The sequence below is a fragment of the Stenotrophomonas sp. VV52 genome, assembly GCF_002893095.1.
GTDB lineage: Bacteria > Pseudomonadota > Gammaproteobacteria > Xanthomonadales > Xanthomonadaceae > Stenotrophomonas > Stenotrophomonas aracearum.
Map to the genome: position 1 here is coordinate 144,486 of NZ_PKQQ01000001.1, position 14,075 is coordinate 158,560.

Here is a 14,075-nt window from a genome sequence, read left to right on the forward strand (position 1 = left end):
ATGCCCGTTCCTGTCCTGCTTGCCCGTGGTTGGCCGTTGTTGGCGCTCGCGTCCCTGATCTCCTTCGCGCCCGAGGCCCATGCCCAGCGGGTCTCCGCCCGCGACAAGGCGAAGATCGAGGTGCTGCAGCAGCGCATGACCGCCGCCGAGAAGCGCTACGCCGACGCACTCGTGCTGGTCACCAATGCCGACCCCAAGGGCACGAACGAAGGCGACGCCGCGCTGGAGGACATGGAAGACGTGATCAGCGACTGCGTGGCCCAGAAGGGCTGCCAGGTCAGCAACCTGCTGGTGACCTACAAGCGGCTGCTCAAGAACAACGCCGACACCCGCGACAGCGACGACAGCGACGTGATCGCCAACGATGGCGGCCTGCTCGAAGCCGACCCGGACCACGTCGGTCCGCTGGCTGCAGACGTGCCCGAAGCCGCACGCGCGGCCGCGCTGCTCAACGACAAGCGCCACGCCTTCGACAACATGGTCGAGTACAACCCGGCGGTGCAGGCCGGCATCCGCCGCTGGCTGACCGACATGCGCCCGGCGTTGATGAACACCTATGAGAACTACCAGACCCTGCGCGCAGTGATGTGGCCGGAGTGGGAGAAGCGCGGCCTGCCCGAGGCGCTGCTGTTCGGGATCATGGCCAAGGAATCCAACGGGCGCGTGCACGCGTCCTCGCGCGCCGGCGCCGCCGGCCTGATGCAGTTCATGCCGGCCACCGGCCGCCGCTTCGGGCTGGGCCCGGATGGCACCGGCTTCGACACCCGCTTCGACGCGCGCAGCGCCGCTGAGGCCAGCGCCAGCTACCTCAACGAGCGCATGCGCGAGCTCAACAACAATGTGGAACTGTCGCTGGCCGGCTACAACGGCGGCGAAGGCCGTGCGGGGCGCGTGTACCGCCAGAATGTCGGCCAGAGCTTCTGGGTGGACAACGTGTACAACCAGTTCCCGGCCGAAACCAAGGACTACGTGCCGATGGTGATCGCCGCGGCCTGGATCTACCTGCACCCGCAGCAGTACGGCGTCGACTTTCCCAAGGTCAGCGCGCAGCCGGCCACGATCCGCCTGGCCAAGTCCACCACCATCTATGAGCTGACCATCTGCCTGGGCAGCACCGGCACCCGCGACGGCTACATGCGCGCGCTGCGCAACCTCAACCCGCGCTACGAGGCCGATGGCTGGATTCCGGCCGGCACGATCATCAATGCCACCACCCGCATTGCCGGCCTGTACAACCGCTACTGCGTGAGCGGGCCGCGCGCCGACCTGGCACGCACCCTGATCACCGCCGACCTCAACGCCGCCATCGTCCGCCCGACGGCCGCCAGCTACACCGGCAACGTCGCGGTGGGCAGCGTGGTGCCGATGGCCGGCGTGCAGTCCAGCACCCCGGTATCGACCGCCCCGGCCGCACCGGTCGCCGTGCCTGCCGCCAAGGCCAAGCCCAAGGCGGTGAAGAGCCACAAGGTCGGCAAGGGCGAGACGCTGGGCCGGATTGCCGACAAGTTCGATTGCGACGTCCGCGAGCTGGCCAGGGCCAATGGACTGAAGGCGCCGGCGTACGCGCTGCGCCAGGGCCAGTCGATCAAGCTGCAGGGCTGCGGTAAATAACCCCCGAGGAACTACAGATGGATATCACCGCAATCAACGACATGTTCGCCAACATCCGCGAGAACACCGACTGGGATCTCAACGGTGACCTGGTGTGGGGCTACTTCTTCGTCAACACCACGCCCGAGCCGCTGCACGGCCTGGCCAAGGTGCTGGAAGGGCAGGGCTATATCGTGGTGGAAGTGTTCGAACCGGAGCTGGAAGCCGACGAAGCGCCGTACCACGTGCTGCACGTGGAGCGGATCGAAGTGCACAACGAAGCCTCGCTGGACCAGCGCAACCATGAGCTGCAGGCAGTGGCCGAAGCGAACGGCGTAGAGGATTACGACGGCATGGACGTAGGGCCTGTCGAGTTCGCGCACGACCCGGCCAATCCCTGAAACCAGACGCCCCGCGAAAGCGGGGCGTTTTTCATTACCTCAACGTGGCGAGGGCTTGCCCCAGCTTCACCGCATGCTCCGCATCCAGGTGCGGCGCGAACTCCGCCACGCCCGGCGGCAACAACACGATCACCGTGGACCCGTAGTTGAACCGCGCCATCTCGGCGAACCGCTCCAGGGTAATGCCCTTCCCGCGGTAATCCTTGCGGGTAATCCGGTCCCCATAGGCCGGAATCTCTTCTCCGCCCCACACTGTCTCCACGCCCGACACCAGCAGCGCGCCCACCATCACCTGCACCATCGGGCCGAAGTCGGTGTCGAAATGGCACACCAGCCGCTCGTTGCGGGCGAACAGTCCCGGCACGGTGTTCACCGCTGCCGGGCCCACGCTGAACAAGCGGCCCGGTACATGCACGGTTTCGCGCAGGGTGCCGGTCCACGGCATGTGCACGCGGTGGTAGTCCTTCGGCGAGAGGTACACGGTGGCGAACAGCCCGTGGCGGAACACCTCGGCGTCGCCCGCATCGCCCAGCAGCTCTGCCGCAGTGAACGACTGGCCCTTGGCCTGGAAGATGTTGCCGTCTTCGATCGCGCCCAGCTGGCTGATCCGGCCGTCGGCCGGCATTACCAGGGTGCGGGCATCGGCGTCGGGCACGCGCGCGCCCGGCTTCAGGGCCCGGGTGAAGAACTGGTTGAAGGTGGGGTAGCTGCGCGGGTCCGGGTTGGCCGCCTCGGCCAGGTTCACCCCGAACTTTTCGGTCACCGTGTCGATCAGCCAGCGCGAGATCCGCGGATTGCTGGAATACGCCAGGCGCCGCGCCATCGACGACAGCAGGCGGTGGGGCAGGACGTAGCTCAGCGTGGTGGTCAGGCTCATGGGGCGGATTTCTCGGTCAACAGGTTCAGGTCGCGGGCAATCGCCTGCGCATAGAAAGGAGGGCGGATCAGGCCGGCCAGGTTGCCTTCCGGGTCCAGCACGGCCAGGCTGGCCGAATGTTCCAGGGTGTAGTCCTGGGGGTTGGTCTCGAAGTCCTTGCCCGGCACCTTCTGGAACACGAAGCCCAGCGAGGTGGCGAACCGCTCCAGCGAGGGCACGTCGGCGGTGGCGGCCAGGGTGTCCTTGTGGAAGGCGTGCACATATTCGCCCAGCCGGGCCGGGGTGTCGCGCTCGGGGTCGACCGAGACGAACACCAGCCGCGGGCGCAGGGTGTCCGGCAGGGTTTCCCATTGCTTCTGGGCCTGGGCCAGGTCGGCCAGGGTGGTCGGGCAGATGTCGGGGCAGGCCAGGAAGCCCAGGAACACCAGGGTCCAGTGGCCCTTGAGCTCGCCTGGGATCAACCGGGTGCCGTCGGACTGGCCCAGGTTGAAGTCCGGCAGCGGGCGCGGCTGCGGATAGAAGGTGATCGATTCGGTGGCCGGGCGGTTGCCGGCCGGCGCGGGCCCGAACACTTTCTGGGCCACGACCAGGCCGAGACCGGCCGCCAGCGCGATGAGCAGGATGATGCCGACATTGCGATTGAACATGTAAGCCCGTTCCCGAAGGGGGCCACCATGATAGGGGATGGGGCGGCGGCCGCACCGTTTCGACTGCAACGGATGCCGTGCTGCGCCGCAGCGCCTATAATCTGGGGCCACTTTGTCTGTTGCCCTGCCATGACCGCCGAAACGGCCGCCGAACTCCATACGATCATCGACCTGATCCGCTACGGCACCAGCCGTTTCAACGCCGCCGGGCTGACCTTCGGGCACAGCTATGACAACGCCCTGGACGAAGCCACCCAGCTGGTCCTGCACGCCCTGCACCTGCCGCACGACCTCGGCCCGGCCTATGGCCAGGCCCGCGTGCTGCGTGAAGAGAAGCTGCAGGTGCTGGACCTGTTCCAGCGCCGCATCGACGAGCGCATTCCGGCCGCCTACCTGACCGGTGAGGCGTGGTTCGCCGGCCTGAGCTTCAAGAGCGACACGCGCGCCCTGGTGCCGCGTTCGCCGATTGCCGAGTTGATCGAATCCGGCTTCGAACCGTGGCTGGCTGGCCGTGACGTCACCCGCGCGCTGGACCTGTGCACCGGCTCGGGCTGCATCGCCATCGCCATGGGCCACTACTACCCGAACTGGGAAGTGGACGGCGTGGACCTGAGCGACGAGGCGCTGAGCCTGGCCGAAGAGAACAAGGAACGCCTGCAGGCGCACAACGTGACCCTGCTCAAGTCCGACCTGTTCAACGGCCTGACCGGTCGTCACTACGACCTGATCGTGACCAACCCGCCGTACGTCACCAACGACGAAACCGACGCGCTGCCGCAGGAGTACTCGTATGAGCCCGAAATGGGCCTGCGTGCCGGCGACGACGGCCTGGACCTGGTCCTGAAGATCCTGCGCGACGCCCCGCTGCACCTGAGCGAAGACGGCCTGCTGATCTGCGAAGTAGGCGAGTCCGAACAGCACCTGATCAAGCTGCTGCCGGAGGTGGATTTCGCCTGGGTCGAGTTCAAGGTCGGCCAGATGGGCATCTTCGCGGTCGAATGCCGCGAGCTGATCGCGCACAGTGCCCGCATCACCGAACTGGCGGCACAACGGCCGTGAGTTCCAACACCTTCGGCAAGCTGCTGTCGGTCACCACCTTCGGCGAATCGCACGGTCCGGCGATCGGCTGCGTGATCGACGGCTGCCCGCCGGGGCTGGAGATCGGTGCCGACGAGTTCGCCCACGACCTGCAGCGTCGCGCCACCGGCAAGAGCCGGCACACCTCGGCGCGCCGCGAGGCCGACGAGGTCGAGATCCTGTCTGGCGTGTACGAAGGCCGCACCACCGGCACCCCCATCGCGCTGCTGATCCGCAACACCGACCAGCGCAGCAAGGACTACAGCAACATCGCCCAGCAGTTCCGTCCGGGCCATGCCGACTACAGCTACTGGCAGAAGTACGGCATCCGCGACCCGCGCGGTGGCGGTCGTTCGTCCGCGCGTGAAACCACCATGCGCGTGGCCGCCGGCGTGATCGCCAAGAAGTGGCTGCTGCAGCGCTACGGGGTGACCGTGCGCGGTTACCTCTCGCAGCTGGGCGAGATCACCCCGACCGGACACGACTGGTCGGCGGTGGAAGACAACCCGTTCTTCTGGCCGGTGGCCGAGCAGGTGCCTGCGCTGGAAACCTACATGGACGCGCTGCGCAAGTCCGGCGACTCGGTCGGCGCGCGGGTCAATGTGGTCGCCGACGGCGTGCCGCCGGGCTGGGGCGAGCCGATCTACGGCAAGCTCGACGGCGAACTGGCCGCGGCGTTGATGAGCATCAATGCGGTCAAGGGCGTGGAGATCGGCGACGGCTTCGCCAGCGCCGCGCAGAAGGGCACCGAACACCGCGACCTGATCACGCCGGAAGGCTTCGCCAGCAACCATGCCGGCGGCATCCTCGGCGGCATTTCCACCGGCCAGCAGGTCACCGCCTCGATCGTGCTCAAGCCGACCTCCAGCCTGCGCCTGCCCGGCGCGACGGTGGACGCCAGCGGCGCGGCCGTGGAGGTCATCACCACCGGTCGCCACGATCCCTGCGTGGGCATCCGTGCCACCCCCATTGCCGAGGCGATGATGGCGCTGGTGCTGATGGACCAGGCGCTGCGCCACCGCGCCCAGTGCGGCGACGTGGGCGAAATCACCCCGCGCATTCCGGGGTCCATCGATGGCTGAAACGCGGCCGAAGGTCTGGGTGAGCCAGCCGCTGTTCGATGACGTCATCGAACAGCTCGGGCAGCATTTCGATCTCACCACGACCGACGCCGTGACCCGCTACACCCCGGAATCCCTGGCCGCGCAGCTGGCCGGGGTCGACGGCGCACTGATCACCCTCAACGAGCGCGTGGGTGCGGCGGAAGTGGCGCAGGCGCCGCAGCTGCGCGCCATCGCGAACGTGGGTGTCGGCTACAACAACCTGGACCTGGACGCGCTCAGCGCAGCCGGCATCCTGGCCAGCAACACGCCCGACGTACTCACCGAAACCACCGCCGACCTCGGCTTCGCGCTGCTGATGGCGACCGCGCGCCGCATCACTGAATCCGAGCGCTGGCTGCGCGAGGGCCAGTGGGGGCAATGGTCGTTCCAGACCATGCTCGGCGCGGACATCCACGGCAGCACGCTGGGCATCCTCGGCATGGGGCGGATCGGGCAGGGCATTGCCCGCCGCGGCGCGCTGGGCTTCGGCATGCGCGCGCTGTACCACAACCGTTCGCGTCTGCCCGAGGCCACCGAAGCGGAGGTGGGCGCGCAGTACGTGGATCTGGACACGCTGCTTGAGCAGGCCGATCACCTGGTGCTGGTGTTGCCGTACAGCGCGTCTTCGCACCACATCATCGATGCTGCCGCGCTGGCGAAGATGAAGCCCACCGCCACCCTGGTGAACATCGCCCGTGGCGGGATCGTCGACGAACGGGCCCTGGCCGACGCGCTGGCGCACGGCCGCCTGGCTGCGGCGGGGCTGGACGTGTTCGAAGGCGAACCCACCGTGCGCCCGGAACTGCTGGCGCTGCGCAACATCGTGCTGACCCCGCACATCGGCAGTGCCAGCCAGGCCACGCGCCGGGCGATGGTGCAGCTGGCAGTGGACAACCTGACCGCCGCGCTGGGCCAGGGGCCGCATGCCGGCCGCCCGCCGAGCGCGCTCAACGCCGACGCCGTCGCTGCCGTGAAAGCCGGCGGTGCCACCGTGGGCGGCAAAAAAATCGACGCAAAACGATAGGGAACCGCGCGGCCATCACGTGAGGTTCCCCGAACCCAGTCCGTTGTGCGCACCCCTTTGCTCTTACCGAGAAAACCCCATGAACAACCCTGATCGTCGCTTCCACGTCGCTGTCGTCGGTGCCACCGGCGCCGTTGGCGAAACCATGCTGTCCATCCTGGCCGAGCGCAACTTCCCGATCGCCACCCTGAGCCTGCTCGCCTCCTCGCGTTCGGCCGGTGGCGAAATCGAATTCGAAGGCCAGAAGATCAAGGTCCAGGACCTGGCCACGTTCGATCCGAGCGGCGTGGACATCGCGCTGTTCTCCGCCGGCGGGAGTGTGTCCAAGGAATTCGGCCCGAAGTTCGCCGCCGCTGGCGCGGTGGTGATCGACAACTCCTCGGCGTTCCGCTACGACGACGACGTGCCGCTGGTGGTATCGGAAGTGAATCCCGAGGCGCTGAAGAACCGCCCGCGCGGGATCGTCGCCAACCCGAACTGCTCGACCATGCAGATGCTGGTCGCGCTGGCGCCGCTGCACCGCCAGTACGGCATCCAGCGCATCAACGTGGCCACCTACCAGTCGGTCTCCGGCGGCGGTCGTTCGGCGCTGGAGGAACTGGGCAAGCAGACCGGCCAGCTGCTCAGCTTCCAGGACATCGACCCGCAGCGCTTCCCGGTGCAGATCGCCTTCAACCTGATCCCGCACATCGACGACTTCCAGGACAACGGCTTCACCAAGGAAGAAATGAAGCTGGTCTGGGAGACCCGCAAGATCCTAGGCGACGACAGCATCCTGGTGAACCCCACTGCGGTGCGCGTGCCGGTGTTCTATGGCCACTCCGAAGCGGTCAGCATCGAAACCCGCGACAAGGTGACCCCGGACGCGGCGCGTGAACTGCTGTCGCGTTCGCCCGGCGTGGAAGTGGTGGACAAGCATGAAGCCGGCGGTTACCCGACCCCGGTGACGCATGCCTCGGGCACCGACGCGGTGTATGTCGGCCGCATCCGTGAGGATCTGTCGCACCCGCGTGGCCTGAACCTGTGGATCGTGTCGGACAACATCCGCAAGGGTGCAGCGTTGAACGCGGTACAGCTGGCGGAGCTGGTGGCTGCCGAAGGGTGATCCACGCGCATTCCCGCGTGGCTGGAATCGCCGGGAATCGCTATATTGCCGCCATGAAGAAACGAGCTTCGGGCGCAACGCGCCCGCTCAAGGTGGTATCGACCCTGCTGCTGGCCTTGGCCAGCAGCTCGGCCATGGCCCTCGGGCTGGGCGACATCCGGGTCCTGTCCAAGCCTGGCCAGCCGCTGCTGGCTGAAATCCCGGTCATTTCCGCCGACCCCTCCGAACTGGAAAACCTGCGCGTGGCGCTGGCTTCGCCGGTGACCTTCGCCCGGGTCGGGCTGGACCGTCCGACCGGACTGGTCAGCGAACTGCAGTTCGAGCTCTCCCGCGATGCCAACGGCCGCGCCGTGGTGCGGGTCAGCTCGCAGGCGCCGGTGACCACGCCGTCGCTGAACTTCCTGATCGAAGCCGATTGGGGCCAGGGCCGCCTGGTCCGCGAATATTCGGCGCTGGTCGACGCACCCGACAGTGCCCTGGCCGTGGCCGAGCCGGAGATCGTGGCGCCGGCCGGTGCCATGTCCAATGCCATCGCCCGTGAAGCCGAGGCCATGCAGGCGCCGGTCCCGGCGGCCGCCGCCGAAGCCCCGGCGCCGCGTGCTGCACCCGCACCCGCACGCCCGGCTGCGCCGTCGCGCCAGGCCGCCGCACCGGCGGCCGCCACCGTATCCGCCGACGGCAGCATCACCGTGCAGCGCGGCCAGACCCTGTCGCAGATCGCAGGCAGCGTGGCCCGCGAGCAGGGCATCAGCCGCGACCAGGCGATGATCGCGCTGCTGCGCGCCAATCCCGAAGCCTTCATCCGCGGGAACCTCAACCTGCTCAAGCAGGGGGCGGTGCTGCGCAACCCGGGCGCCGACGCCCAGATCGATGCCGCCCAGGCCGCGGCGATGGTGCGCGAGCACGCCGCGCAGTGGCGCCAGGCGCGCTCGTCCATTCCGCAACCGGCCAGCAGCGGTGTCGCCGCTGCGCCGCCGGCCACGGCCGCCCCGGCTTCGGGTACCGGCGCTCCGGCCGCAGGCGGACGCCTGGAGATCGCCCCGGCGGTCGCCGCCACCGACAACAACGCAGGTACAACCACCGGCACCGCCGCCGGCAGTGAGGGTGACATGCTGGGCAACGAACAACTGCGCCAGGCCAAGGAAGACGTGGCCACCCGCGATGCAGAGATCCAGGAGCTGCGCAACCGCGTGGCCGAACTGGAAAAGCTCAAACAGCAGCAGGCCTCGCTGATCGCGATGAAGGACACCGACCTGGCCGCCGCGCAGCAGCGCCTGGCCGAAACCCCGGCCGCGCGCGAAGGCGGTAGTGGCGGCTGGGCCTGGCTCGGCCTGCCGGTGCTGCTGCTGGCGGTGGCCGGCTGGGCGATCTCGCGCCGCCGCAAGCCCTCGCCGCTGCCGCCGCTGCGCCGCGAGGGCCTGGATGCCGCCAGCCTGGCCGCTGCGGTGCCGGCCGCCGACTACGTGGACGAACTGGCCGCGCAGCGTGAGGTCGAGGCCGACGAACCCGACCTGCGCGATGCGCCGGATTATGTGCTGGCCGCCGAGGACAGCCGTGACCAGGACTACGGGCGTCGTGAACCGGTGTTCGTTCTTGAGCCGCAGCCGGAGCAGGCACCTGAGCCGGAACCGGTCCAGGTTGCGCAGGAAACAGTGGAAGCACCCGTAGCGCCCGCAGCGATGTCGCCGGTCGACGATTGGGTGCCGGCCTACGCGCGCGAAGCGGCAGCGAAGCCGTCCTTCCGTGGCGTGTTCGAGATCCCGGAATGGAATCCCCCGCAGACCGCCGAGGCCGAGGCCGATACCGATACGCAGCCGCCCGCCGTGGAGCCGATGGTCGCCCCGCTGGGCGCGCCAGGCCACGACCGCCTTGAACTGGCGATCGCCTACCTCGACCTGGGCGACGCCGACACCGCGCGCACCCTGCTGCTGGAAGTGGCCCAGGCCGGCGACGCGCACAGCCAGCTGCAGGCCCGTGAACTGCTGGCCCGGCTCGGCTGAGCATGCGTTACGCACTAGGGGTTGAATACGACGGCAGCGAGTACAAGGGCTGGCAGCAGCTGGGTGAAAGCGGCTGTCCCAGCGTGCAGGCCAGCCTGCAGGACGCCCTGTCGTCGATTGCCAACGCACCGATCCAGGTGGTCTGTGCCGGCCGCACCGACGCCGGCGTGCATGGCGAATGCCAGGTGGTCCACTTCGACACCGACGTGGTCCGTGACCCGCGCAGCTGGACCCTGGGTACCACCACCCGGGCGCCACGCTCGATCGCCGTGCGCTGGTGCGTGCCGGTGGCCGACGATTTCCATGCGCGGTTTTCCGCGCGTGCACGGCGTTACCGCTACCGCCTGCTCAACCGGGCGATCCGCCCGGCGCTGTACCGGCAGAGCCTGAGCTGGGAGCGCCGCCCGCTGGACGCGGCGTTGATGCACGCCGCCGGGCAGGCCCTGCTGGGCGAAAACGACTTCAGCGCATTCCGCAGCGTCCAGTGCGAGGCCCTGCATGCCCGCCGCGAGCTGCAGGCGATCAGCGTGACCCGCCAGGGCGAGATCATCGAGGTCTGCGTTCAGGCCAATGCATTCCTTCATCACATGGTGCGCAATATCGTCGGTTCATTGATCCTGATCGGCAGTGGGGAAAAGCCGGTGTCGTGGATGGCCGAACTGCTGGCTGGCCAGGACCGCACCGTGGCAGGGCCCACCGCACCGCCGCAGGGATTGGTATTTGTTGGCCCGTTGTATCCCGACAACTGGCACCTTCCTGCCGAGGTCACCCTATGAGCCGCTCCTTCTACCGCACCCGCATCAAGTTCTGCGGCATGACCCGCGCCGGCGACGTGCGCCTGGCCGGCGAACTGGGCGTGGACGCGGTGGGCTTCATCTTCGCCCGCGAAAGCCGGCGCCGGGTCGCTCCGGCCGAGGCGCGCGCGATGCGCCAGGCGATCGCGCCGATGGTCGACGTGGTCGCGCTGTTCCGCGACAACAGCAAGGAAGAGGTGCGCGAGGTACTGCGCACGGTGCGCCCGACCCTGCTGCAGTTCCATGGCGACGAGGACGAATCGTTCTGCCGCAGCTTCAACATGCCGTACCTGAAGGCGGTGGCCATGGGCGGCCGTGAAGAGGTCAACGCGCGCCAGCTGCAGCTGCGCTATCCCAGCGCGGCCGGCTTCCTGTTCGACAGCCACGCCCCGGGCGGCGGCGGTGGAACGGGCGTGGCCTTCGACTGGACCCGCCTGCCGACCGGCCTGCACCGTCCGTTCCTGCTGGCCGGCGGGATCACCCCGGACAACGTCTTCGACGCCATCGTCGCCACCCTCCCGTGGGGCGTGGACGTCTCCAGCGGCATCGAATCCGAGCCGGGGATCAAGGACGGCTACAAGATGCGCAAGTTCGTGGAAGAAGTCCGCCGCGCGGATTGCCACGAGGCCGATTGAGCCCAACGGGGGGAACGTCGCTTTTCCCCCTGTGCGCACCCCCCATATTTCACGTAGCATCGACAGGACAAGGACAGGCCGGAGCGCCTGTCCGGATCCGCAGCGGTGGGGACCGCTGCACCGATGCAAGGAAGACGTGAATGGCCGAATTTCTCAACGTCGCACTCAGTTTTCCCACGCTGCCGTACAGCATCGTGCTGGCCTTTGCCGTGCTGTACTGGATGCTGGCCGCTTGCGGGGTCATTGACGACGGCTTTTCCACCGACGACATCGAGATCGGCGACGACGGCCTGCAGGGCATTTCCGGGATGTTTTCACGGCTCGGCCTGGGCGGTGCCCCGTTCATGCTGGTGATCGCGCTGCTGGCCTTCTTCGGCTGGACGGCCACCTACTTCGTGCACCTGTTCCTGCTGCAGCCGCTGCCCGCGCCGATGCGATGGGCGGCGGGCGGCCTGACTGCGGTCCTGGCGCTGGTGCCGGCCGTACCGCTGACCGCGGTGGTCCTGCGCCCGGTGAGGCGCCTGCTGCTGCGCCTGCGCCCGGTGGCCCAGGCCTCGCTGCTGGGTCGTGTCGGCGTGATCGCCTCGCCCCAGGTCACTGCAAGCACCGGGTTCGCCACGGTCGACGATGGTGGCGCCGGCCTGATCCTGCAGGTGCGCCTGCCCGAAGGCCACACCCTGCCGCGCGGCCGCCGCGTGGTGCTGCTGGACTACTTCCCCGAACACAACCATTACCTGGTGGCCGCCGAAGGCGACCATCCCGCATTGTTAGATAAGGAGATCCACCGATGAGCATTGCAGCCTTGGCCCCCTTCCTGATCGGGGTCGGCGTCCTGCTGGTCCTGCTGCTTGGCCTGGCCGGCCTGTTCAAGGCCTTCTACCGCAAGGTGGACCAGGGCGTTGCATTGATCGTCAACGACATGAGCTCCCAGCCCAAGGTGCACTTCACCGGCGCACTGATCATCCCGGTGCTGTACCGCGCCGAGCTCATGCGGATCAGCCTGATCACCCTGCAGATCGACCGCCGCGGCAAGGAGGGCCTGATCTGCCGCGACAACATGCGCGCCGACATCGCCGTGGCGTTCTACCTGCGCGTGAATGAAACCCAGGCCGATGTACTGCGCGTGGCCAAGGCCATTGGTGCCGACCGCGCTTCAGACAAGCATGCGGTGGACGAACTGTTCAACGCCAAGTTCTCCGAAGCGTTGAAGACCGTGGGCAAGAAGTTCGAGTTCACCGAGCTGTTCGAGAAGCGCCAGGAATTCCGCGACGAAATCATCGCGGTGATCGGCAACGACCTCAATGGCTACGCGCTTGAAGACGTGGCCATCGACTACCTGGAGCAGACGCCGAAACTGCTGCTGGACCAGAACAACATCCTCGACGCCCAGGGCATCCGCAAGATCACCGAGCTCACCGCCACGCAGAACGTGGTGACCAATGAGCTGGAGCAGAACGAAAAGCTGGCCATTACCAAGAAGAACGTGGAAGCGCGTGAAGCACTGCTGGCGCTGGAGCGCCAGCAGGCGGAAGCCGAAGCCCGCCAGAAGCGCGAGATCGAAACCATCCGCGCCCGCGAAGAGGCTGAAACCGCGAAGGTGCAGGAAGAACAGCGGCAGCTGTCCGAGCAGGCCCGCATCGAGGCGCAGGAAGTCATCGACATCCGCGAGCAGAACCGCCTGCGCGAGGTGGAAGTGGCCGAACAGAATCGCCAGCGGGCGGTGGCCATCGAAGCCGAGCGGGTCGAGCGTGCGCGCCAGCTGGAGCAGGTCACCACCCAGCGTGAAGTCCAGTTGCAGGGCGTGGAGCGCGATAAGGTGGTCGAGTCCGGCAAGATGGACGTGGCCAACATCACCCGCGAGCGCATCGCCATCGACAAGACCGTGGCCCAGGAAGAAGAGCGCATCAAGGAAGTACGCGAAGTCTCCGAGGCCGATCGCCAGAAGCAGGTGATGATCCTGGAGGCCGAAGCCAAGGCACAGGAACTGATGGTGCGCCAGGTGAAGGAAGCGCAGGCCGCTGAAGCCTCGGCCAGGCACCGCGCGGTGGAAATCACTACGCTGGCCCAGGCTGAACACGAAGCCGCAGGCAAGCAGGCCGAAGCAAAGCGCCTGCTCGCAGACGGTACCCGTGCGGAACGCGCGGCGCCGGGGCTCGCAGACGCCCAGGTGCGCGAAGCCTCCGCGCTCGCCATCGAAAAGGTCGGTATCGCCGAAGCCCGCGTGATCGAAGCCAAGGCCGATGCGACCCTCAAGCAGGGCACCAACGAAGCCCGCGTGCTGGCCGAGACCCTGCAGGCGCAGGCCCAGGGCGAGGAGCAGATGGGCCTGGCCCGTGCCACGGCCACCGAGTCGGTGGGCGGTGCCGAAGCCGGCGTGGTGCAGAAGAAGCTGCTGGCCGAAGCCGAAGGCCTGGTCCGCAAGTTCGAGGCGCTGGCCTCGCTCAGCGACACCGCGCGCGGCCATGAAGAGTTCCGCATGATGCTCGACAACAGCCTCAAGCAGGCCCTTGCCTCCATCGAGGCCGGCAAGGAAGTCTCGCGCGAGAATGCCGGCGTCATTGCCAGCGCGCTGCGCAACGCCGACATCGACCTGGTCGGTGGCGACGGCGGCATGTTCGAGAACCTGATCAAGGCGGTCTCGCTGGGCAAGTCGATTGAAGGCCTGGCTGGCAAGAGCCCGATCGTGCAGGACCTGATGCAGCGGTACCTGGGCGTGACCCAGCGCGAAGAAGTGCCGCGCCAAGAGGCCCCGCGCCAGATCACCGACGAGCACGCCACGGCCGCCGTGGTCGACGCCCGCTGAAGCGCCTGCACGTGACCCG

At 67.9% G+C, this 14,075-nt stretch carries 13 protein-coding genes; 11 read left to right on the forward strand and 2 right to left on the reverse strand.

Annotated features, from left to right (window positions below):
• Both C2U58_RS03125 and C2U58_RS03130 read left to right on the forward strand, forming a co-directional pair.
• Nucleotides 1-1,611: a transglycosylase SLT domain-containing protein gene (locus C2U58_RS03125; protein ID WP_102944506.1), complete on the forward strand. Its 1,611-nt coding sequence runs from the start codon at nt 1-3 to the stop codon at nt 1,609-1,611.
• 17 nt (nt 1,612-1,628) lie between these two features.
• On the forward strand, nt 1,629-1,991 hold the full coding sequence (locus C2U58_RS03130) for a ribonuclease E inhibitor RraB (RefSeq protein ID WP_102944507.1): 363 nt from the start codon (nt 1,629-1,631) through the stop codon (nt 1,989-1,991).
• Between the two features lie 34 nt (nt 1,992-2,025).
• Here C2U58_RS03130 and asd read toward each other — a convergent pair whose 3' ends face one another.
• Both asd and C2U58_RS03140 read right to left on the reverse strand, forming a co-directional pair.
• Nucleotides 2,026-2,868 carry an archaetidylserine decarboxylase gene (gene asd / locus C2U58_RS03135; protein WP_102944508.1) on the reverse strand — a complete coding sequence of 281 codons (843 nt, stop codon included), beginning with the start codon at nt 2,866-2,868 and terminating at the stop codon, nt 2,026-2,028.
• Nucleotides 2,865-3,515, reverse strand: coding sequence for an SCO family protein (locus tag C2U58_RS03140; RefSeq protein WP_102944509.1), 651 nt, complete (start codon nt 3,513-3,515; stop codon nt 2,865-2,867). Before C2U58_RS03140 ends, asd begins: the two co-directional genes overlap by 4 nt.
• Before the next feature lie 129 nt (nt 3,516-3,644).
• On the opposite strand from C2U58_RS03140, the gene prmB reads away from it, so the two are divergent.
• The 9 genes from prmB to C2U58_RS03185 all read left to right on the forward strand — a co-directional run bounded on the left by prmB (nt 3,645) and on the right by C2U58_RS03185 (nt 14,056).
• The gene (gene prmB, locus C2U58_RS03145; RefSeq protein WP_102944510.1) at nt 3,645-4,574 is read left to right on the forward strand and encodes a 50S ribosomal protein L3 N(5)-glutamine methyltransferase; all 930 of its coding nucleotides are present in this window, start codon (nt 3,645-3,647) and stop codon (nt 4,572-4,574) included.
• Nucleotides 4,571-5,674, forward strand: a complete 1,104-nt coding sequence (gene aroC, locus C2U58_RS03150; protein ID WP_102944511.1) for a chorismate synthase — start codon at nt 4,571-4,573, stop codon at nt 5,672-5,674. The genes prmB and aroC overlap by 4 nt, the downstream gene beginning before the upstream one ends.
• The gene (locus tag C2U58_RS03155; RefSeq protein ID WP_102944512.1) at nt 5,667-6,719 is read left to right on the forward strand and encodes a D-glycerate dehydrogenase; all 1,053 of its coding nucleotides are present in this window, start codon (nt 5,667-5,669) and stop codon (nt 6,717-6,719) included. The genes aroC and C2U58_RS03155 overlap by 8 nt, the downstream gene beginning before the upstream one ends.
• Before the next feature lie 79 nt (nt 6,720-6,798).
• Nucleotides 6,799-7,824 (forward strand): aspartate-semialdehyde dehydrogenase, encoded by a 1,026-nt coding sequence (locus C2U58_RS03160; protein WP_070207204.1) that lies wholly within the window; start codon nt 6,799-6,801, stop codon nt 7,822-7,824.
• Between the two features lie 53 nt (nt 7,825-7,877).
• Nucleotides 7,878-9,824: a FimV/HubP family polar landmark protein gene (locus C2U58_RS03165; RefSeq protein WP_102944513.1), complete on the forward strand. Its 1,947-nt coding sequence runs from the start codon at nt 7,878-7,880 to the stop codon at nt 9,822-9,824.
• A 2-nt stretch (nt 9,825-9,826) separates the two neighbouring features.
• Nucleotides 9,827-10,600, forward strand: coding sequence for a tRNA pseudouridine(38-40) synthase TruA (gene truA, locus C2U58_RS03170; RefSeq protein ID WP_070207206.1), 774 nt, complete (start codon nt 9,827-9,829; stop codon nt 10,598-10,600).
• Complete coding sequence (locus tag C2U58_RS03175) at nt 10,597-11,253, forward strand: phosphoribosylanthranilate isomerase (RefSeq protein ID WP_102944514.1); 657 nt, start codon at nt 10,597-10,599, stop codon at nt 11,251-11,253. The genes truA and C2U58_RS03175 overlap by 4 nt, the downstream gene beginning before the upstream one ends.
• Nucleotides 11,254-11,393: 140 nt before the next feature.
• Entirely contained in the window at nt 11,394-12,044 is a 651-nt protein-coding gene (locus C2U58_RS03180) for a hypothetical protein (RefSeq protein WP_102944515.1), read from the forward strand.
• Nucleotides 12,041-14,056 carry a hypothetical protein gene (locus C2U58_RS03185; RefSeq protein ID WP_253256634.1) on the forward strand — a complete coding sequence of 672 codons (2,016 nt, stop codon included), beginning with the start codon at nt 12,041-12,043 and terminating at the stop codon, nt 14,054-14,056. The genes C2U58_RS03180 and C2U58_RS03185 overlap by 4 nt, the downstream gene beginning before the upstream one ends.
• The last annotated feature ends 19 nt before the right edge of the window (nt 14,057-14,075 follow it).

What these genes read in the sequence shown, in the direction of transcription:
- C2U58_RS03125 (WP_102944506.1), top strand. Translation starts at nt 1, where the DNA reads ATGCCCGTTCCTGTCCTGCTTGCCCGTGGTTGGCCGTTGTTGGCGCTC.
- C2U58_RS03130 (WP_102944507.1), top strand. Translation starts at nt 1,629, where the DNA reads ATGGATATCACCGCAATCAACGACATGTTCGCCAACATCCGCGAGAAC.
- asd (WP_102944508.1), bottom strand. Translation starts at nt 2,868, where the DNA reads ATGAGCCTGACCACCACGCTGAGCTACGTCCTGCCCCACCGCCTGCTG.
- C2U58_RS03140 (WP_102944509.1), bottom strand. Translation starts at nt 3,515, where the DNA reads ATGTTCAATCGCAATGTCGGCATCATCCTGCTCATCGCGCTGGCGGCC.
- prmB (WP_102944510.1), top strand. Translation starts at nt 3,645, where the DNA reads ATGACCGCCGAAACGGCCGCCGAACTCCATACGATCATCGACCTGATC.
- C2U58_RS03155 (WP_102944512.1), top strand. Translation starts at nt 5,667, where the DNA reads ATGGCTGAAACGCGGCCGAAGGTCTGGGTGAGCCAGCCGCTGTTCGAT.
- C2U58_RS03160 (WP_070207204.1), top strand. Translation starts at nt 6,799, where the DNA reads ATGAACAACCCTGATCGTCGCTTCCACGTCGCTGTCGTCGGTGCCACC.
- C2U58_RS03165 (WP_102944513.1), top strand. Translation starts at nt 7,878, where the DNA reads ATGAAGAAACGAGCTTCGGGCGCAACGCGCCCGCTCAAGGTGGTATCG.
- truA (WP_070207206.1), top strand. Translation starts at nt 9,827, where the DNA reads ATGCGTTACGCACTAGGGGTTGAATACGACGGCAGCGAGTACAAGGGC.
- C2U58_RS03175 (WP_102944514.1), top strand. Translation starts at nt 10,597, where the DNA reads ATGAGCCGCTCCTTCTACCGCACCCGCATCAAGTTCTGCGGCATGACC.
- C2U58_RS03180 (WP_102944515.1), top strand. Translation starts at nt 11,394, where the DNA reads ATGGCCGAATTTCTCAACGTCGCACTCAGTTTTCCCACGCTGCCGTAC.
- C2U58_RS03185 (WP_253256634.1), top strand. Translation starts at nt 12,041, where the DNA reads ATGAGCATTGCAGCCTTGGCCCCCTTCCTGATCGGGGTCGGCGTCCTG.